Here is a 16,543-nt window from a genome sequence, read left to right on the forward strand (position 1 = left end):
TATTTTTGCGGCCACAACAACATAACATATAATGAATACAATTAACAATACTAATTTCAAATTTCCTAACCAGAAGTCTGTATATATAGGTAAAGTAAGGGAAGTTTATAATATAAATGACGCTCTTTTGGTGATGATTGCAACAGATAGATTGTCTGCTTTCGACGTTGTTTTACCACGTCAAATTCCGTTTAAAGGTCAGATTTTAAATCAGATTGCAACAAAAATGATGAATGATACTTCAGATATTGTTCCGAATTGGTTACTTGCAAATCCAGATGAAAACGTTGCCGTAGGTCATTTATGTGAACCATTTAAAGTAGAAATGGTAATTCGTGGTTATATGTCTGGTCATGCAGCACGTGAATATAAATTAGGAAAAAGAACTTTGTGTGGTGTTGCCATGGCAGAAGGATTAAAGGAGAATGATAAATTCCCAGAAGCTTTAATTACGCCGTCTACAAAAGCAGATAATGGAGAGCATGACGAAGATATTTCTCGTGAAGACATTTTATCAAAAGGAATTGTTTCTGAAGAAGATTACATTGTTTTAGAAAATTACACAAGAGCTTTATTTAAAAGAGGAACAGAAATTGCTGCAAAACGTGGTTTAATTTTGGTGGATACTAAATACGAATTCGGGAAAACGAAAGAGGGTAAAATTGTATTGATTGATGAAATTCATACACCAGATTCTTCTCGTTATTTTTATGCGGATGGATATCAAGAAAGACAAGATAGCGGAGAAGCGCAGAAACAATTGTCTAAAGAATTTGTACGTCAGTGGTTAATTGAAAACGGTTTTCAAGGAAAAGACGGACAACAAATTCCGGCAATGACAGATGATAAAGTCATCGAAATTTCTAACAGATATATAGAATTATACGAGCAAATTACTGGAGAAGCTTTTATAAAAGCTTCCACAGATAATGTATTAAATAGGATTGAAGAGAATGTAAATTCTTTTTTAGCACAGAAATAAAAATAAACTAATTAGATTAGACCTCACAGGTTTTAAAACCTGTGAGGTCTTTATTAGTAGTAAAAAACCAACAACCATGATTATAGAACCAAGAACAAGAGGATTTATCTGTTTAACATCGCACCCAACGGGTTGTGAGCAAAACGTGATCAATCAAATAGAATATGTAAAATCGAAAGGAAAAATAGACGGAGCTAAAAAAGTACTCGTAATAGGTGCTTCTACAGGTTTTGGATTGGCTTCAAGAATATCTAGCGCATTTGGTTCTGATGCTGCAACAATTGGAGTTTTCTTTGACAAACCAGCAACAGAAGGAAGACCAGGTTCGCCAGGTTTTTACAACACTGCAGCTTTTGAAAAACAAGCAACTGCTGCAGGTTTATATGCAAAAAGTATTAACGGAGATGCGTTTTCTAATGAAATAAAAGAACAAGTTGTCAACTTAATTAAAGAAGATTTAGGTCAGATTGATTTAGTAATTTACAGTTTAGCATCACCAGTAAGAACACATCCAACAACAGGAACAAGATATAAATCTGTTTTAAAACCAATTGGAGATGTTTTTTCTAATAAAACAGTAGATTTCCATACAGGTAAAGTTTCAGAAATTTCTATCAATCCTGCAGAAGGAGAAGATGTAGAAAATACGATAAATGTAATGGGTGGTGAAGATTGGAAAATGTGGATGGACGCATTACAATCTGAAAACTTATTAGCAGAAGGCGCTACAACAGTTGCTTATTCTTATATTGGCCCAGAAGTAACAAAGCCAGTATATAGAAACGGAACTATTGGAGCTGCAAAAGATCATTTAGAAGCAACTGCTTTTACTATTTCTGACGATTTAAAATCGATTGGAGGAAAAGCGTATGTTTCTGTAAATAAAGCCTTAGTAACACAAGCAAGTTCTGCAATTCCTGTAATTCCATTGTACATTTCTTTATTGTATAAAGTGATGAAGGCAAAAGGAATTCACGAAGGTTGTATCGAACAAATTCAGCGTTTGTATAGCGAGCGTTTATTTGGAGGTGATTTAGCTTTGGATGAAAAAGGAAGAATTAGAGTTGACGATTGGGAAATGAGAGAAGATGTACAAGCAGAAGTGAACAAGCTTTGGGAAACTGCAACTACAGAAAACTTATCTGAAATTGGAGATTTAGAAGGCTATAGCAACGATTTTTACAACCTTTTCGGTTTTAAAGTTGCTGATGTAGATTATGATGCTGATGTAAATGAAGTAGTAAACGTACCAAGTATTCAGTAAGATTATTATCCCGCGATAGCGGAAACTAAAATACAAACCTCACAGTTAATGCTGCATTTATTTCGGCAACTATTGTGAGGTTTTTTTTATCTTGTAAAAAATTAAAGTTGATGAAAGCAGTAACTGTAAAACAATTAAAAGACGAACTTTCTCATAAATCTGCCAATGAGTTGAAAGAGTTGTGTTTGCATTTATCAAAATTTAAAAAAGAGAATAAAGAATTACTAACGTATTTGTTATTCGAATCTCATGACGAAGAACAATACATACAAAGTGTAAAAGATCAAAACGAAGTATTGTTTTCTGAGATTAACACAAAGAGTTATTTTTATATTAGAAAAAGTGTTCGGAAGATTTTAACGCTCAATAAAAAATTTATTCGGTATTCTAAAAAGAAAGAAACAGAAGTGGCGTTATTGCTCCATTTTTGTCGTTGTTTAAAAGAATTTAAACCATCTATAAAAGGGAGTGTAAGATTAGTAGCAACTTTTGATAGGCAAGTGGTTTTAATTAAAAAAGCAATTGCTACGTTACACGAAGATTTACAATACGATTATCAACTAGAATTAGACGAATTATTAGATGAATAAAAAAGAGAGACCAGTATTAACGGATTTAGTGAATGAAGGAACTTCTGAAATGGAAAAATTTCAGAATGAAGTATTAAGACCTGTAATAAAAATGCAGCACAGTTTGTTGATTAGTTCATTTAAGCACCATCTTATAAAAAGAAAAGTAGATTTTACCGATTTAACGGATAAGAAAAGAAGAAGTAAAATTACTGCTGTTTTTAAAACGGATAACAATTATAAGAACTTTACTTTAGGGATAATTATTGGTCATTTTTCTTCGGATGAATTTACTTTTTATGCTGATAATGCATCAGAAATTAATAGAAGAATTTTGCAAATTGTTACGCAAAGATTAAAAGATAGTATTTTGGAATTAGTATAGGTGTTTAATAGTATTAAAAAAACCTAGTTGAAAATAGAGGTATTGGGAGTTATATGTAATTTATGAAAACCGTATAAAATGAATGAATTGAAAATTGAACCATATTATAATCAACCTAATGAAAATTCCTTCTTATACAGATATTTAACAATTGACAAACTATTAGACTTACTATTGAGTGAAAGAATTTCTCTTGTTAGACTTAATCTGTTTGATGATAAATTAGAAGGTAGTTCTTTAAAACATTTGCGCTTAAATCATTTTAGTGAACTCGCTAAAAAAGATATGCAAAAACAAGGTGGAACTTTTGCTAGTATTTCTCTAACGGTTAATCCAACAGAAAGGAATAAACGAAGTCGACACAGAGAACTTTTTCAAGACACGAACTACGCAAGTTGTTGGTATATTGATAATTATGAGTCTGTTGCAATGTGGCAATTATATTCAAAACCTGATAGTGTCGCTATAAAAATTCCTTATAAGGTTTTAAATAAAGAATTATTGGAGGGGAATTTTGAAATTAATGGTAAATATGAAAAATTAAAATTCGGTGCCATTTCTTATCATAGATTTAAAAATATAGCTAACGTTGAAAAGAATAATATAGAAACTGACATTCAAGGTTTTATTAAAGATTCAAGTTTTGATCACGAAAGAGAATTTCGAATAATGGTTGAAAATAAAGATTCTGAAAAAAAATATTTAGAGAATCGAGGAGTATTGTTAGACGAAGATGTAGATAAATTAAATAATTTTAATGAAATAAAAGTAAAATATTTAAAATTTAATAATTTCAAGAAACTACCTTTTGAAATTATTTATCATCCAGAATGTCAAGAGTGGCATAAAAAAAATATTGAGAAGATAATTAGTCAATTCAATATAAAATTTGAAATTCATGATTCTGAATTAAAGAACACATTTAAGTGAAAACGACTAAACTACAGTGTGTTATGTTTTTTGTTGCTTCGATTTTTCTTCAAAAAAGAGGTTCAGATAACACACGTAATCTCCAAGAACATAAACACATTAGCAATAATTATGAATAAAGCATTATACATAATAACAGTCATTCTTTTAGTCAGTTCTTGTAAAAAAGAAAAAAGAACGATTGAGCAAATTGATTTTACAACAGAATATAAATTTTCTAATGAAATAGAGACTAAAGTAGCAAAAGACACTATAGCTTGGAAATATCAAATTTCGGCTTCAGATTATGCAACAAAAGGAGATTACAAAAATGCTTTAATCCAATGGGATTTGGCTATGGGAACAAAGGATCGAAAATTTACAGAAAATCAAGTAGATTCTATAAACCAAAAGTATTCTAAAGTTAAAGCTACAGATTATATTTTTGAACTTGCAAAGAAGAATCAAGTGATAATTATAAATGAAGCGCATCACAATTCTTATCATCGCGTATTTACAAAATCACTTCTTCAGGGACTATACGATAATGGATATAAAAATTTAGGTTTAGAAGCATTAGGGAATGGAAAGTACTTAGATACATTACTTAATAATAGAAAATATCCTATTCTTAAAACAGGTCATTATATTAAAGATCCGCAATTTGGGAATTTGGTTAGAGATGCTTTAGAGATTGGGTATAATTTATTCGCATATGAAAGTGTAGAAGATGTAAATGGAAAACTTAGAGAAATTGAACAAGCAAAAAATATTGAAAAAGTAATAAATGCGAAGCCGAATGAGAAATTTTTAATTCATTGTGGTTTTGATCATGCTTCAGAAGGAATACATAGCTACTGGGAGAAAGCGATGGCAGGAAGACTTGCAGAATTCACAAACATAAATCCTTTAACTATTAATCAGGTCGTTTATAGTGAGAAAAGTAAATCTGAGTTTAATAATCCTTTGTTAAAGGCTTTAAATATAAAAGAATCATCTGTTTTAATTGATAAAGATAATAATCCGTTTAGATATGAAAGAGGAGAAACTTGGACTGATATTGCTGTTTTTCATCCGAATACAAAATACGTTGATAATAGACCTGGTTGGTTATTTAAAAACGGTAATGAAAATGTTTCAATTGATTTAACAGAGATAAAAATTGAATTTCCTGTGATGGTTTTAGCTTTTAAGAAAGGAGAAAATATAGATGTAGCTGTTCCGGTTGATATAACTGAAATGCATGAAAAAAAGCAAAACTGTAATCTAGGTTTAAAAAAAGGAATTTATGAAATTGTAGTAACAAATGGAAAAGAGTCATTTAAGTTTGAACAAAACGTAAAATAATTAGATTTAACTCAGAGTACAAAAAACGCAATTTCCTAGAACATAAAACACCTTATCAATAATTACCAAATGAATTACGCCCTAAAAATAACATCTCTATTATTTATTCTGATATTTATTTCTTGTGGATATCAAAAAACGGAGGAAGATAAACATCCCGAAATTCCAGTTTTCCCAGAGCATACCAATAATAAGATATCTATAAAACAATTCAACACTAATTTAATAGATATTAAGTACAATGAGAAAAACTTATTTGCCAATAATGAAAAAGGTGATTTGATAATTTTAGACCGAAAATTTAATAAAATAAAAGAATTAAACGTCCCTAATAATTACATTAGTAAAGATGGAACTATTTATTTTATGCAACCTAATGAAAAACCTGAGTTAATTGAGGTTTATAAAATGTCTATTGAAAATAATTTCAAAAAAGAAAAATTAAGTAATTTAATCATCAATTCTAGAGAACCATTTTCAATAAGAGATTCTTTAAATGTAGTTTATAAGTGTAAAATAAATGATAAAGACAATATTAAAATCAAGAGTCATATAGATAGTTTGGTTCATGTTGTTTATCAAAAAGAAAATAATTTAACTTCTGATAAAATAAAAAAATTAAAACCAAATCTAGTTTCAATTTATCCTTTATCAAATTCAGTAAGTGTTTTAAAATTCAAGGAGAAAGAATTCGCATTATATACAAGATATGATCATACGAGTGAATTTAAAGACGAGTTAGAAAAAACACGCCTTAATGGATTAAAACCAATATGGAATTTAGAGAAAAGTCCAAAATCATTTGATAAAGTTGTTTTAGGGAATTCATTTTCAGGAAATCATTATGTAGGTGGTTATACTTCTTATGGCTACAATTATGTAGCACTTTCATTGCATAACGAAATAACAAAGTTTAAAGCAAAAAATGCAAACAACGGAAATGGTGTAAATATTTTATATGAAAGCAAGGACACAATTATCTTAAAAGATTTTGAAAAAATGTATCATATAACGTTAAAAAAATAACGACTACCAACACTGTTTAAATCTTATTATTGTTTTTATTCATTCAGTAATTTATGCATTCTTTGAAAAAGTGAATTTGAAAACGAGTAAAGTAAAAATTAAAAAACACGAAACACTTCATAAATGAAAAGTCCTATATACTTCCTATTTTTTATAACTTCCTTTCTTGTCTGTCAAACTTCTTTTGGGCAAGAGAACTTCGAAAAAACAAAGATTGTAACCAATGTCTTTAAAGCGCTAAAAAAGCAGAAAGTAAAAATATTTTTAAAGAGTTTGCCTACTAAAGATGAAATTACTTACCTCATTCCGATAGGACACGCTACGCAACCGGACAAAGAGATTCCTGATGTAAATACCATAATTTCAAACTTTAAAACAGATGCCTCTGAAAATTTTAAAAAAGTAATTAAAAAAGGTAATGATTTTGGAATTGAATGGAAAGATATTATTTTACAGAAAGTGCGCTATGATGCCAACCCAGACCCAAGTTTAGAAATAGAGAGAGGAGATATTACTTTGGTATGCAAAAGCAATGATAAAAAATTTCTAATAGTTATAAGGAAAACTTACAAAATACGAGATACTTGGCGATTGATGAATAGGATGAAAATTACATTATTATAGTGAGGGACTATATAATTTATCAACATTAATAATTGTTTTAACTAATTTTTTGAGTCTAATGCGGTTTATATCTTATCAAATATTATAGAGGCGATAGGTTATTATATTTAAACGCAATTTCTTAGAACACAAAGGATCTCAACCACAACTAAATAAAAATGACAGAATTTCCAGTAATAGCTTCAACAATTTCAGCAAAAGAATTGGGTGAGTTTGCAAAAGAAAAATATGGACTACATAAAAACTTCGATTGCAAATTATTTAGAACAGGAATGAATCACACGTATTTCCTTTCAGATAACGAAACAAAGTATGTGTTAAGAGTTTATAGTCATAATTGGAGGTCAAAATCTGAAATTAATGAAGAAATTGAACTTTTAAATTTATTAAGTGAAAATAACTTAGGGGTTTCTTTTCCTATTAAAGATATAAATGGAGAATTTATTCAAGAAATAAAAGCACCAGAAGGAATTAGATCTGTTGTGCTTTTTTCGTTTGCAAAAGGGAATAAGGTTAGATTTTTGGATACTGAAACATGTTCATTAATTGGAGAATTAATGGCTAAAATTCATAATCTTACAGCTAACAAAACTATAGATCGAATTTCTTATGATAAAAAATCACTGTTAAAATTACCGTATACATATTTAAAAGAATTCTTTTCGGAAGAGTTACCAGAAATGGAATTTATAAAAGGAATTGATGGATTCTTTGAGAAAACCGATTTTGAAAATTGTAAAAAAGGAGTTGTTCATTTAGATATTTGGTATGATAATATGGCGGTGTCTGATGAAAAAGAAATTACTATTTATGATTTTGATTTTTGTGGAAATGGAGAACCTGTTTTAGATGTTGGCTATTTTTGTAACCAGTTATTTCACATTGAAACGGATAAGAAAGAGTACGAAATAAAAAAGAAATATTTTTTAGATGGCTACCAAAGTATGAGACAATTATCTGAAAAAGAATTGAAAATGATTCCTAAAGCTGGTTTAGCTGTTTTTGTTTTTTATCTTGGTGTACAAGCAAAAAGGTTTGATTGGTCTAATATCTTCTTGTCCGAGAATTATCTTAAAATGTTCTATATAGCAAGACTAAAAACGTGGATTGAATATAATAACATCGAAAAAAGAAAACTATGAATGAAATTAAAGAAAAGTATTATAAAAAATTAGATAATTTTTTTAAAGAAATTGAAAAATCTATGCATTCTGAATTATTTGAAGAAGAATATGTAGAGAGATACGATTCTAGTTCTGAAGCTGCTGGAAGGAAAAATGGAGTTAATCCAATGAATGAAGAATATATCTTAAAAGCTGAAAAGAAAAGAGAAGAATTAGGCGTTTCTAAACTTGGTGCAAATGGATTACCTTCAGACAATAGCTCTGAACTTTATGTAAAAAAAATCTTAACAGATTATTTGTTGCAAAAACAAAATAATGAAAAATTAGAAGCTAAGAAAAAGATGAATATTTCGTCTTTTTTTAAAGAACAAAAATAAGGTTTGTAAAAGTTTAAAGGTTATATATTTTTAAACGGAGATTAAAATTAGATAATAAATGAATTCAAGTTTTTTTGATTTAAAGACTTATTTTATTGATGAAAAAGTCAATATTTTTAAGTTTAAAAATTGTTATAAAGTATTTAATGATAAAGGAAATGAGGTTGGTTCTGTAAATCAAAAACTAACTTCAGGACAAAAAGCGATTAGATTATTATTAAACAAAACGATGTTGCCTTTTCATTTAGAAATAAAAGATGCGTCAGGAAATTTACAAGCATCCATATCTAGAGGTTGGACTTTCTTTATGTCTACAATTCGCATTGATGATTCTAAAGGCAATACTATTGGTACCATAAAACAAAAATTTAAGTTATTAAAACCAACTTTTAAAATTTATAACAAATCCGAAGAACTTGTTGCTGTAATTACTGGAGATATGAAAGCTTGGAACTTTCAAATAAATGATGCTTCTGAGAAAGAAATAGGAACCATAACTAAAAAATGGAATGGACCTCTGAAAGAAATTTTTACCACAGCAGACAAGTATAAAGTAGATTTAAAAGCAGGTTTTACTGATGAGTCCAATAAAATAGTAATTCTATCTAGTGCAATAACCATAGATATGGTTTGGAGAGAAAGTAGATAATAATGTAAGTAAAGCGAATACTAATTAATGGTATTTCCTTTCTAAAATTCTTCAATACTAATTAAATATAAAAAAAAGAGGTTATCTAAAAAGTAAGTTTTTGTCAATCTGAATTTATTTCAGATTCTTATGAGTAATGAAATTCAGTAAGTTTAGATACTGAAACAAGTTCAGTATGACAAGATTTATTACTTTTTAGAGAGCCTCTTAAATTTAGTTTTTAAAAATATATTATTTGCTTTTTTTTGCTAATAAGTTCTTTTGATATTTACCTTGTACAACATCAACAATAATTAAAATTGCCAATACAAAATAGAAGGTTGTTTTACTCATTGGTACAATTTCTTCGCCAAAAAGTTTAATGTGTGCTAAATGCCCGCCTTCAGTAACTAGCATAATTCCAACAATAAAAAGGATAAACAAGCCAAGTACTTCATACATTCTGTTTTTAGATAAGAAAGTAGAAATTTTATCAGCCATAATTAACATTAATAAACCACTTATTACAATAGCAATTGCCATAACAATAAATGCGGTTGTAGTGTTTTCTATTTCGCTCGTTAAACCGATTGCTGCTAAAATGGAATCGAAAGAAAATACTAAATTCATAATAACAATACTTGTAATTACTGCATTAGCAGATTTAGTGCCTTTGTCTGAAGCCATATCAGAAACTTCCATTCCTTTGGTCGAAATCATGTGCCAAATTTCTTTAATGGCTGTAAAAATAATAAAACCACCACCTAACAAAACAATGATGCTATGGCCGTTAAAAGCAAAATGAATGATGTTTTCTATTCCTCCGGATAAAAAAGAAAAAGGTTCTTGAAAAAAATCAATAATAGAAACTAAAACAAAAAGGAGTATAATTCTTAAAACAATGGCAATTAAAATACCTGTTTTTCTCACTCTTTTTTGATCTGCTAGTGGCGCTTTTTTAGATTCTAAAGAAATATAAAGTAGGTTGTCGAATCCTAAAACGGCTTGTAAAAGCACTAACATTAATAACGTGAAAAGAATTCCTAACATTTTTTATTTTTTATAATTGATAGATTCAAAGATATTTTGATTGAAGATAATACACAATTTTTATTTGAATTAGTTTTAAAGTTTGGATTTTTAGAGACAGAAGAGAAGAATTTAGAAACCATGAAGCAAGAGACAAACACAAGAGACAAGAAGGAAGGAAATAGGACTCTAATAAAAGTGCATTTTTATGAAAAAACTATGTTTTCTATTTGCCTATGTATTAAAAAAAAACAGTGTAAGCGCAGTAGAAAACTATTTAGTTGGTTTCTTAAAAAAGATATTTCCAAAGAATACGCACACTCACAAAGGCAATTAATATTGCGGTTGCTTTTTTTAATTGAATAGGAGTAAAGTACGTATTACTCATTCTGCTGCCTATTTGTCCGCCAATAAAAACGGTAACTAATAGAATAGAAGTTAAATTCCAATCAATTATAAAATCAGGATTTGAATATTGCCCTAATAAACCAGCTAAAGAATTTACTAAAATAAAAACACTTGCCGTAGCGGCTATTTTTTTAGGAGTGTCCCAATTTGTAAGATGTAATAATGGTGCTAAAAAAATACCTCCTCCAATACCAACCATTCCAGAAATAAAACCTATAGTTCCGCCAAAAAGGCCACTTTTAATCGGTTTAGAATTGTTGTTTTTTTCATCCGAAGAAATTATTCTCTTAGAAATCCACATAGTAATTGCAGCAAAAAGTAATGTAACGCCTAATAATATAAAAAAGAATTGCTGACTTATTTTTAATTTACCTCCTATATACGCGAGAGGAACACTAAATAAAACAACCGGAATTATTTTTTGAAAGTTCAATTTTTTCTGTTGTATAAAAAAGAACACGTTTCCAGAAACAACTACAATGTTACACAATAAAGCAGTAGCTCTAATTTGAGTAAAAACGATTCCTGTTAGTGCTAAAATTGCTAAATAACTAGAGCCACCACCAAAACCGACAGAAGAATATAAAACTGCAACTGTAAAAAACAGTAAAATGATGTGCCAATAAGTAAATAATGAGTCTATTAACAAAATTTAGGTTTAATAATGTAGTTGTATTTTTACCACTATAAATTAAAAATAAAGGTAGAATAAATATTGATAAAATTTAAGAATTAATTGACTTCTTAAATTGCTGAGGAGTCATTAATTCCATTTTTTTAAATTGTCTGTTAAAGTAGCTAGTGTTATTAAAACCAGATTTAAATGCAATTTCAGACATTCTAAAATCTTTAGATTCTTTTATCAATTTTTTAGAGAATTTTATTTTTTCAGAATTTAAAAAATCAATAGGAGAAATACCTAAAGTATTTTTAAATTTTTTATGAAAATGAGAAGCGCTCATGTGTGCTTTTTTTGCTAAAACATCTACATTAATGTCTTTATTGGTTAGGTTTTCTTTTATATATTTAATAACCATACCTATTCTTGTACCGTTAAAAGTAGGCAATGTATCGTTTAATAAAATAGCTTTTGCATTGGTTTGTAGTAAGCGTACAATAAGTTCTTGAATCATTAAATCTAACAAAACATCTTTAGAGGTGTTATTGTTGGTAAAGGTGTAGGTTAGTCTTTTTATAAGTTGATTAACGTCGTTATTATTAGTTAAATGGCTGCTGCTTTTATCTAAACTCCATGTATTATTCTTGTTTTCTATGGCAACATTTTGATTGAATCTATCTACAACCTCGTTAATTTTTGTACCATCAATACCTAAGGCTAAACATTGTGTAGGATTGTCTTTTTTAGCCAACGGAAAATCAATAATCATTTCTTTATTTCTTGGCATCACCACAGATTCTCCAGGGTAAAATTCAAAAGAAGGAATGCCTTCTATATGCATTATTTTCTTACCGGTAAGCATACTTGCAATGATAGGAAAATCGAACTTTAAAGCCACTTTTTCTGCATATTTATGAGTTTCATAAATATTTAATTCGGCATAATCTGCATTATAAGTTGTTCTGTTTTCTACTAATGTAGTTAGTTTTCTATGCTTTTTATGTTGCTCTAATAAGTGACTCATAATTAAATGTATAAAAAATAAAATGACATTCTTGTAAATAATAGAATTGTTCTACAATATAATAAATATGTTCAATTTATAGTGAATGTAATAAAATAACTTTACAAAAGTTGATAATGTATTGTTATTTGAGCAATAATATTATCAATATACTAATTAATAGATCTCTTGTAAAAGAGGTAAATCATATATAAAAAACACTAAATTATGAGTTATTCTAAACCTAAGTTTAAAGACAAGTATCACAATTTTATCAATGGAGAATTTGTTGCGCCAATAGGCGGACAGTATTTTGATAATACCTCACCAATTGATAATAGTTTTATAGCTAAATATCCTCGCTCTCAAAAAGAAGATGTAGAATTGGCTTTAGATGCAGCCAATGCCGCAAAAGAAGCCTGGGGAAATACGTCTGCAACAGAAAGAGCAACAATGTTAAACAAAGTAGCAGATATTATTGAAGCTAATTTAGAAGAGTTTGCATTGGTAGAAACGTGCGATAACGGAAAACCCATTCGTGAAACCTTAAATGCAGATGTTCCTTTAGCCGTAGATCATTGGCGTTATTTTGCAGCTTGTATTCGTTCGGAAGAAGGAGGCGCATCAGAATTAGATCAACATACATTATCATTAACAATTAAAGAGCCGTTAGGTGTTGTTGGGCAAATTATTCCTTGGAATTTTCCATTATTAATGTTGTCTTGGAAATTACCTCCGGCTTTAGTAACTGGTAATTGTGTGGTTTTAAAACCAGCAGAACAAACTCCGTCTACAGCAACTTTATTAATGGAGAAAATAGCAGGTGTTTTTCCTCCGGGAGTTATCAATATCGTTCATGGTTTTGGTCCGGAAGCAGGAAAACCTTTAGCTTCTAGTTCTAAAGTAGATAAAGTTGCCTTTACAGGAGAAACCACAACCGGACAATTAATTATGCAATATGCATCTAAAAATTTAAATCCCGTAACCATGGAATTGGGGGGGAAATCTCCAAATGTGTTTTTTAATTCTGTGATGGATCATGATGATGCGTATTTAGATAAGGCGATTGAAGGTGCGGTTTTATTTGCTTTTAATCAAGGAGAAGTTTGTACTGCGCCGTCTAGAATTTTGGTTCAAGAAGATATTTACGATGCATTTATGAAACGTGTTATTGAAAGAACAAATGCCATCATTCAAGACAATCCGTACGATGTAAATACCATGGTGGGTGCACAAGCATCTAAAGATCAATACGAAAAAATACAATCTTATATAGAAATAGGTAAAGAAGAGGGCGCTAAAGTATTGTCTGGTGGTTCTGCAAATAAATTATCTGGTAATTTAGCAAACGGATTCTATATTAAACCAACTATATTAGAGGGACATAATAAAATGCGCGTCTTCCAAGAAGAAATTTTTGGACCTGTTGTTTGTGTTACAAAGTTTAAAGATGAAGCAGAAGCTTTAGAAATTGCAAACGATACACTTTATGGTTTAGGAGCCGGAGTTTGGACGCGAGATGCACATCAATTATATCAAATTCCTAGAGCAATAAAAGCCGGTAGAGTTTGGGTAAACTGTTACCATGCATATCCTGCACATGCACCTTTTGGTGGATATAAAAAATCTGGTTTTGGTAGAGAAAACCACGTGATGATGTTAAACTATTATCGTCAAACGAAGAATATGTTAATCTCTTATGATAAAAATAAATTAGGTTTCTTTTAGTAGTTAGTCAATAATCTTAAAGACTGAATTATTAATTTAATTCAGTCTTTTTAATACCAAGAAATTATGGAAAGAGTAACAATAACAGAAAAAGCAACTAAAATTTTAGAATTATTAAAAGAGAAACATGGCGAATTAATTTTCCATCAAAGTGGTGGTTGTTGCGATGGTTCTGCTCCAATGATTTTTGAAAAAGGTGACATGTATTTAGATGAAAGTGATATTCTTTTAGGAACTTTAAAAGGTGTAAATTTTTATATGAACCAAGATCAATTTGAATATTGGAAACACACACATTTAACAGTAGATATTACAGAAGGTAGAGGTGCTAGTTTTTCTTTAGAGATTCCTTTAGGACTTCGTTTTTTTATTCACTCTAGGTTATTGACCAAAGAAGAGGAAGTTTTTTTTAATAAAAAGTAGTATTATCAAGGCATAAAACAAGGTTTGTTATTTCGAAATAAGTTTGCATTTATAGTGTTAGAATGATAAAATAAGAAGCTATTTTTGACTTTTATGTTAAAAAAATACATAAATAAATACATTGTTCTTTTAAAACAGAAATATAATTTCTATTTTTAGAATATCAAATACAATTAACTAAATAACAATGAGCAATTACCACATAAAACATTTAGAAGAATATTTTAAAGTATATAGAAAATCAATAAGAGAGCCAGAAGTATTTTGGGAAGAAATAGCAGAAGAGCATTTTTTATGGAGAAAAAAATGGGACAATGTATTAGATTGGGATTTTTCTAAACCAGAAGTTAAATGGTTTGAAGGTGCAAAATTAAACATCACAGAAAATTGTATTGATAGGCATTTATCTACAAAAGCAGACAAAACAGCTATTTTATTTGAACCTAATGACCCGAATGAACCTGCAGAGCATATTTCTTATAAACAATTATCAGAAAGAGTAAATCAATTTGCCAATGTTTTAAAAGATCACGGAATTAAAAAAGGAGATAGGGTTTGTATTTATGTTCCTATGATTCCAGAATTAGCAATTTCTTTGTTAGCTTGTGCAAGAATAGGAGCTATACATTCTGTTGTTTTTGCAGGTTTTTCATCAACAGCTTTAGCAACAAGAATTAACGATTCTGATTGTAAAATGGTGATAACTGCTGATGGTTCTTTTAGAGGAAAAAAATCTATCGATTTAAAGGGAATCGTAGATGAAGCCTTAGAAAAATGTCCGGGAGTAGAAAATGTATTGGTTGCAAAAAGAACCAAGGCAAATATAAACATGAAAGAAGGAAGAGATAAATGGTTACAACCATTATTAGACAATGCTTCTACGGATTGTAATCCTGAAATAATGGATGCAGAAGATCCTTTATTTATTTTATACACATCTGGTTCTACAGGGAAACCAAAAGGAATGGTTCACACAACTGCTGGTTATATGGTGTATACAGCATATACATTTAAAAATGCATTTCAATACAGAGAAAACGATGTGTATTGGTGTACTGCCGATATCGGTTGGATTACTGGGCATTCTTATATTGTATATGGACCGTTAGCAAACGGAGCAACAACCGTACTTTTTGAAGGCGTACCAAGTTATCCAGATTTTGGACGTTTTTGGGATATTATAGAAAAACATAAAATCAATCAATTTTATACAGCTCCAACTGCCATTAGAGCTTTGGCAAAACACGGAACAGAATTATTAGATACGTATGATTTATCTTCTTTAAAGGTTCTAGGGTCTGTTGGTGAGCCAATTAATGAAGAAGCATGGCACTGGTATAATGATAATGTAGGTAAGGGAAAAAGTCCTGTTATAGATTCTTGGTGGCAAACAGAAACTGGTGGAATTATGATTACACCAATTCCGTATGTAACCCCAACAAAACCAACCTATGCAACCTTACCGTTTATAGGAATTCAACCTGCAATTATGGATGAAAACGGAGGAGAATTAAAAGGAAATCAAGTAGAAGGAAGATTGTGTATCAAGTTTCCTTGGCCAAGTATTGCACGTACTATTTGGGGCGATCATCAACGATATAAAGAGACTTATTTTTCTGCCTATAAAAACATGTATTTTACAGGTGATGGAGCGCTGAGAGATGAGGTTGGTTATTATAGAATTACAGGTAGAGTAGATGATGTAATTATTGTTTCTGGACATAATTTAGGAACTGCACCAATTGAAGATGCTATTAACGAACATCCTGCAATTGCAGAATCTGCTATCGTTGGTTTTCCGCATGATATTAAAGGAAGTGCTTTATATGGCTATATTACCTTAAAAAATGCTGGAGAATATAGAAATCATGATAATTTAGAAAAAGAAATCAATCAATTAATTACAGATAGAATTGGTCCTATTGCTAAATTAGATAAAATTCAGTTTACAGAAGGATTGCCAAAAACACGTTCAGGTAAAATTATGAGACGTATTTTACGTAAAATAGCTTGTAACGAAATGGATAATTTAGGAGATACAAGTACGCTGTTAAATCCAGAAATAGTACAAAGTATTATTGATAATAGAAAGTAATTA

At 29.6% G+C, this 16,543-nt stretch carries 17 protein-coding genes; 14 read left to right on the forward strand and 3 right to left on the reverse strand.

Features of this window, described 5'->3' with window-relative positions; all coding sequences use genetic code 11:
- The first annotated feature begins 31 nt into the window (after positions 1-31).
- The 11 genes from KV700_RS16980 to KV700_RS17030 all read left to right on the forward strand — a co-directional run bounded on the left by KV700_RS16980 (position 32) and on the right by KV700_RS17030 (position 9,256).
- On the forward strand, positions 32-982 hold the full coding sequence (locus tag KV700_RS16980; RefSeq protein WP_218598613.1) for a phosphoribosylaminoimidazolesuccinocarboxamide synthase: 951 nt from the start codon (positions 32-34) through the stop codon (positions 980-982).
- A gap of 76 nt (positions 983-1,058) precedes the next feature.
- On the forward strand, positions 1,059-2,246 hold the full coding sequence (gene fabV / locus KV700_RS16985; protein WP_166383247.1) for an enoyl-ACP reductase FabV: 1,188 nt from the start codon (positions 1,059-1,061) through the stop codon (positions 2,244-2,246).
- Positions 2,247-2,356: 110 nt separating this feature from the next.
- Positions 2,357-2,836: a hypothetical protein gene (locus KV700_RS16990; RefSeq protein ID WP_166383103.1), complete on the forward strand. Its 480-nt coding sequence runs from the start codon at positions 2,357-2,359 to the stop codon at positions 2,834-2,836.
- Entirely contained in the window at positions 2,829-3,200 is a 372-nt protein-coding gene (locus KV700_RS16995) for a glyoxalase (RefSeq protein WP_166383105.1), read from the forward strand. Before KV700_RS16990 ends, KV700_RS16995 begins: the two co-directional genes overlap by 8 nt.
- Positions 3,201-3,278: 78 nt before the next feature.
- Positions 3,279-4,130, forward strand: coding sequence for a hypothetical protein (locus KV700_RS17000; protein ID WP_166383107.1), 852 nt, complete (start codon positions 3,279-3,281; stop codon positions 4,128-4,130).
- Positions 4,131-4,241: 111 nt separating this feature from the next.
- Positions 4,242-5,456 (forward strand): hypothetical protein, encoded by a 1,215-nt coding sequence (locus KV700_RS17005; protein WP_218598614.1) that lies wholly within the window; start codon positions 4,242-4,244, stop codon positions 5,454-5,456.
- Between the two features lie 69 nt (positions 5,457-5,525).
- On the forward strand, positions 5,526-6,482 hold the full coding sequence (locus KV700_RS17010; protein ID WP_218598615.1) for a hypothetical protein: 957 nt from the start codon (positions 5,526-5,528) through the stop codon (positions 6,480-6,482).
- 123 nt (positions 6,483-6,605) lie between these two features.
- Complete coding sequence (locus KV700_RS17015; RefSeq protein ID WP_208889765.1) at positions 6,606-7,106, forward strand: hypothetical protein; 501 nt, start codon at positions 6,606-6,608, stop codon at positions 7,104-7,106.
- Between the two features lie 158 nt (positions 7,107-7,264).
- Positions 7,265-8,248: a phosphotransferase gene (locus KV700_RS17020; RefSeq protein ID WP_218598616.1), complete on the forward strand. Its 984-nt coding sequence runs from the start codon at positions 7,265-7,267 to the stop codon at positions 8,246-8,248.
- Complete coding sequence (locus KV700_RS17025; RefSeq protein WP_218598617.1) at positions 8,245-8,607, forward strand: hypothetical protein; 363 nt, start codon at positions 8,245-8,247, stop codon at positions 8,605-8,607. The genes KV700_RS17020 and KV700_RS17025 overlap by 4 nt, the downstream gene beginning before the upstream one ends.
- A gap of 58 nt (positions 8,608-8,665) precedes the next feature.
- The gene (locus tag KV700_RS17030) at positions 8,666-9,256 is read left to right on the forward strand and encodes an LURP-one-related/scramblase family protein (protein ID WP_218598618.1); all 591 of its coding nucleotides are present in this window, start codon (positions 8,666-8,668) and stop codon (positions 9,254-9,256) included.
- A gap of 231 nt (positions 9,257-9,487) precedes the next feature.
- Here the strand turns inward: KV700_RS17030 and KV700_RS17035 are convergent, their stop codons facing one another.
- The 3 genes from KV700_RS17035 to KV700_RS17045 form a co-directional block, all read right to left on the reverse strand.
- Positions 9,488-10,285 carry a TerC family protein gene (locus KV700_RS17035; RefSeq protein ID WP_166383120.1) on the reverse strand — a complete coding sequence of 266 codons (798 nt, stop codon included), beginning with the start codon at positions 10,283-10,285 and terminating at the stop codon, positions 9,488-9,490.
- Between the two features lie 268 nt (positions 10,286-10,553).
- Positions 10,554-11,321 (reverse strand): sulfite exporter TauE/SafE family protein, encoded by a 768-nt coding sequence (locus KV700_RS17040; protein ID WP_205860379.1) that lies wholly within the window; start codon positions 11,319-11,321, stop codon positions 10,554-10,556.
- A 76-nt stretch (positions 11,322-11,397) separates the two neighbouring features.
- Positions 11,398-12,315: an AraC family transcriptional regulator gene (locus tag KV700_RS17045; RefSeq protein ID WP_218598619.1), complete on the reverse strand. Its 918-nt coding sequence runs from the start codon at positions 12,313-12,315 to the stop codon at positions 11,398-11,400.
- 207 nt (positions 12,316-12,522) lie between these two features.
- On the opposite strand from KV700_RS17045, the gene KV700_RS17050 reads away from it, so the two are divergent.
- From KV700_RS17050 to acs, 3 genes are all read left to right on the forward strand, one after another.
- Positions 12,523-14,022 carry an aldehyde dehydrogenase family protein gene (locus KV700_RS17050; protein WP_218598620.1) on the forward strand — a complete coding sequence of 500 codons (1,500 nt, stop codon included), beginning with the start codon at positions 12,523-12,525 and terminating at the stop codon, positions 14,020-14,022.
- 66 nt (positions 14,023-14,088) lie between these two features.
- Positions 14,089-14,445, forward strand: a complete 357-nt coding sequence (locus KV700_RS17055; protein WP_218598621.1) for a DUF779 domain-containing protein — start codon at positions 14,089-14,091, stop codon at positions 14,443-14,445.
- A 187-nt stretch (positions 14,446-14,632) separates the two neighbouring features.
- On the forward strand, positions 14,633-16,540 hold the full coding sequence (gene acs / locus KV700_RS17060; protein WP_166383128.1) for an acetate--CoA ligase: 1,908 nt from the start codon (positions 14,633-14,635) through the stop codon (positions 16,538-16,540).
- Positions 16,541-16,543 lie beyond the last annotated feature (3 nt).

The organism is Polaribacter sp. NJDZ03 (assembly GCF_019263805.1).
Classification (GTDB): domain Bacteria; phylum Bacteroidota; class Bacteroidia; order Flavobacteriales; family Flavobacteriaceae; genus Polaribacter.

What these genes read in the sequence shown, in the direction of transcription:
- fabV (WP_166383247.1), top strand. Translation starts at nt 1,059, where the DNA reads ATGATTATAGAACCAAGAACAAGAGGATTTATCTGTTTAACATCGCAC.
- KV700_RS17010 (WP_218598615.1), top strand. Translation starts at nt 5,526, where the DNA reads ATGAATTACGCCCTAAAAATAACATCTCTATTATTTATTCTGATATTT.
- KV700_RS16995 (WP_166383105.1), top strand. Translation starts at nt 2,829, where the DNA reads ATGAATAAAAAAGAGAGACCAGTATTAACGGATTTAGTGAATGAAGGA.
- KV700_RS17055 (WP_218598621.1), top strand. Translation starts at nt 14,089, where the DNA reads ATGGAAAGAGTAACAATAACAGAAAAAGCAACTAAAATTTTAGAATTA.
- acs (WP_166383128.1), top strand. Translation starts at nt 14,633, where the DNA reads ATGAGCAATTACCACATAAAACATTTAGAAGAATATTTTAAAGTATAT.
- KV700_RS17020 (WP_218598616.1), top strand. Translation starts at nt 7,265, where the DNA reads ATGACAGAATTTCCAGTAATAGCTTCAACAATTTCAGCAAAAGAATTG.
- KV700_RS17035 (WP_166383120.1), bottom strand. Translation starts at nt 10,285, where the DNA reads ATGTTAGGAATTCTTTTCACGTTATTAATGTTAGTGCTTTTACAAGCC.
- KV700_RS16980 (WP_218598613.1), top strand. Translation starts at nt 32, where the DNA reads ATGAATACAATTAACAATACTAATTTCAAATTTCCTAACCAGAAGTCT.
- KV700_RS17050 (WP_218598620.1), top strand. Translation starts at nt 12,523, where the DNA reads ATGAGTTATTCTAAACCTAAGTTTAAAGACAAGTATCACAATTTTATC.
- KV700_RS17030 (WP_218598618.1), top strand. Translation starts at nt 8,666, where the DNA reads ATGAATTCAAGTTTTTTTGATTTAAAGACTTATTTTATTGATGAAAAA.
- KV700_RS16990 (WP_166383103.1), top strand. Translation starts at nt 2,357, where the DNA reads ATGAAAGCAGTAACTGTAAAACAATTAAAAGACGAACTTTCTCATAAA.
- KV700_RS17045 (WP_218598619.1), bottom strand. Translation starts at nt 12,315, where the DNA reads ATGAGTCACTTATTAGAGCAACATAAAAAGCATAGAAAACTAACTACA.
- KV700_RS17015 (WP_208889765.1), top strand. Translation starts at nt 6,606, where the DNA reads ATGAAAAGTCCTATATACTTCCTATTTTTTATAACTTCCTTTCTTGTC.
- KV700_RS17005 (WP_218598614.1), top strand. Translation starts at nt 4,242, where the DNA reads ATGAATAAAGCATTATACATAATAACAGTCATTCTTTTAGTCAGTTCT.
- KV700_RS17000 (WP_166383107.1), top strand. Translation starts at nt 3,279, where the DNA reads ATGAATGAATTGAAAATTGAACCATATTATAATCAACCTAATGAAAAT.
- KV700_RS17025 (WP_218598617.1), top strand. Translation starts at nt 8,245, where the DNA reads ATGAATGAAATTAAAGAAAAGTATTATAAAAAATTAGATAATTTTTTT.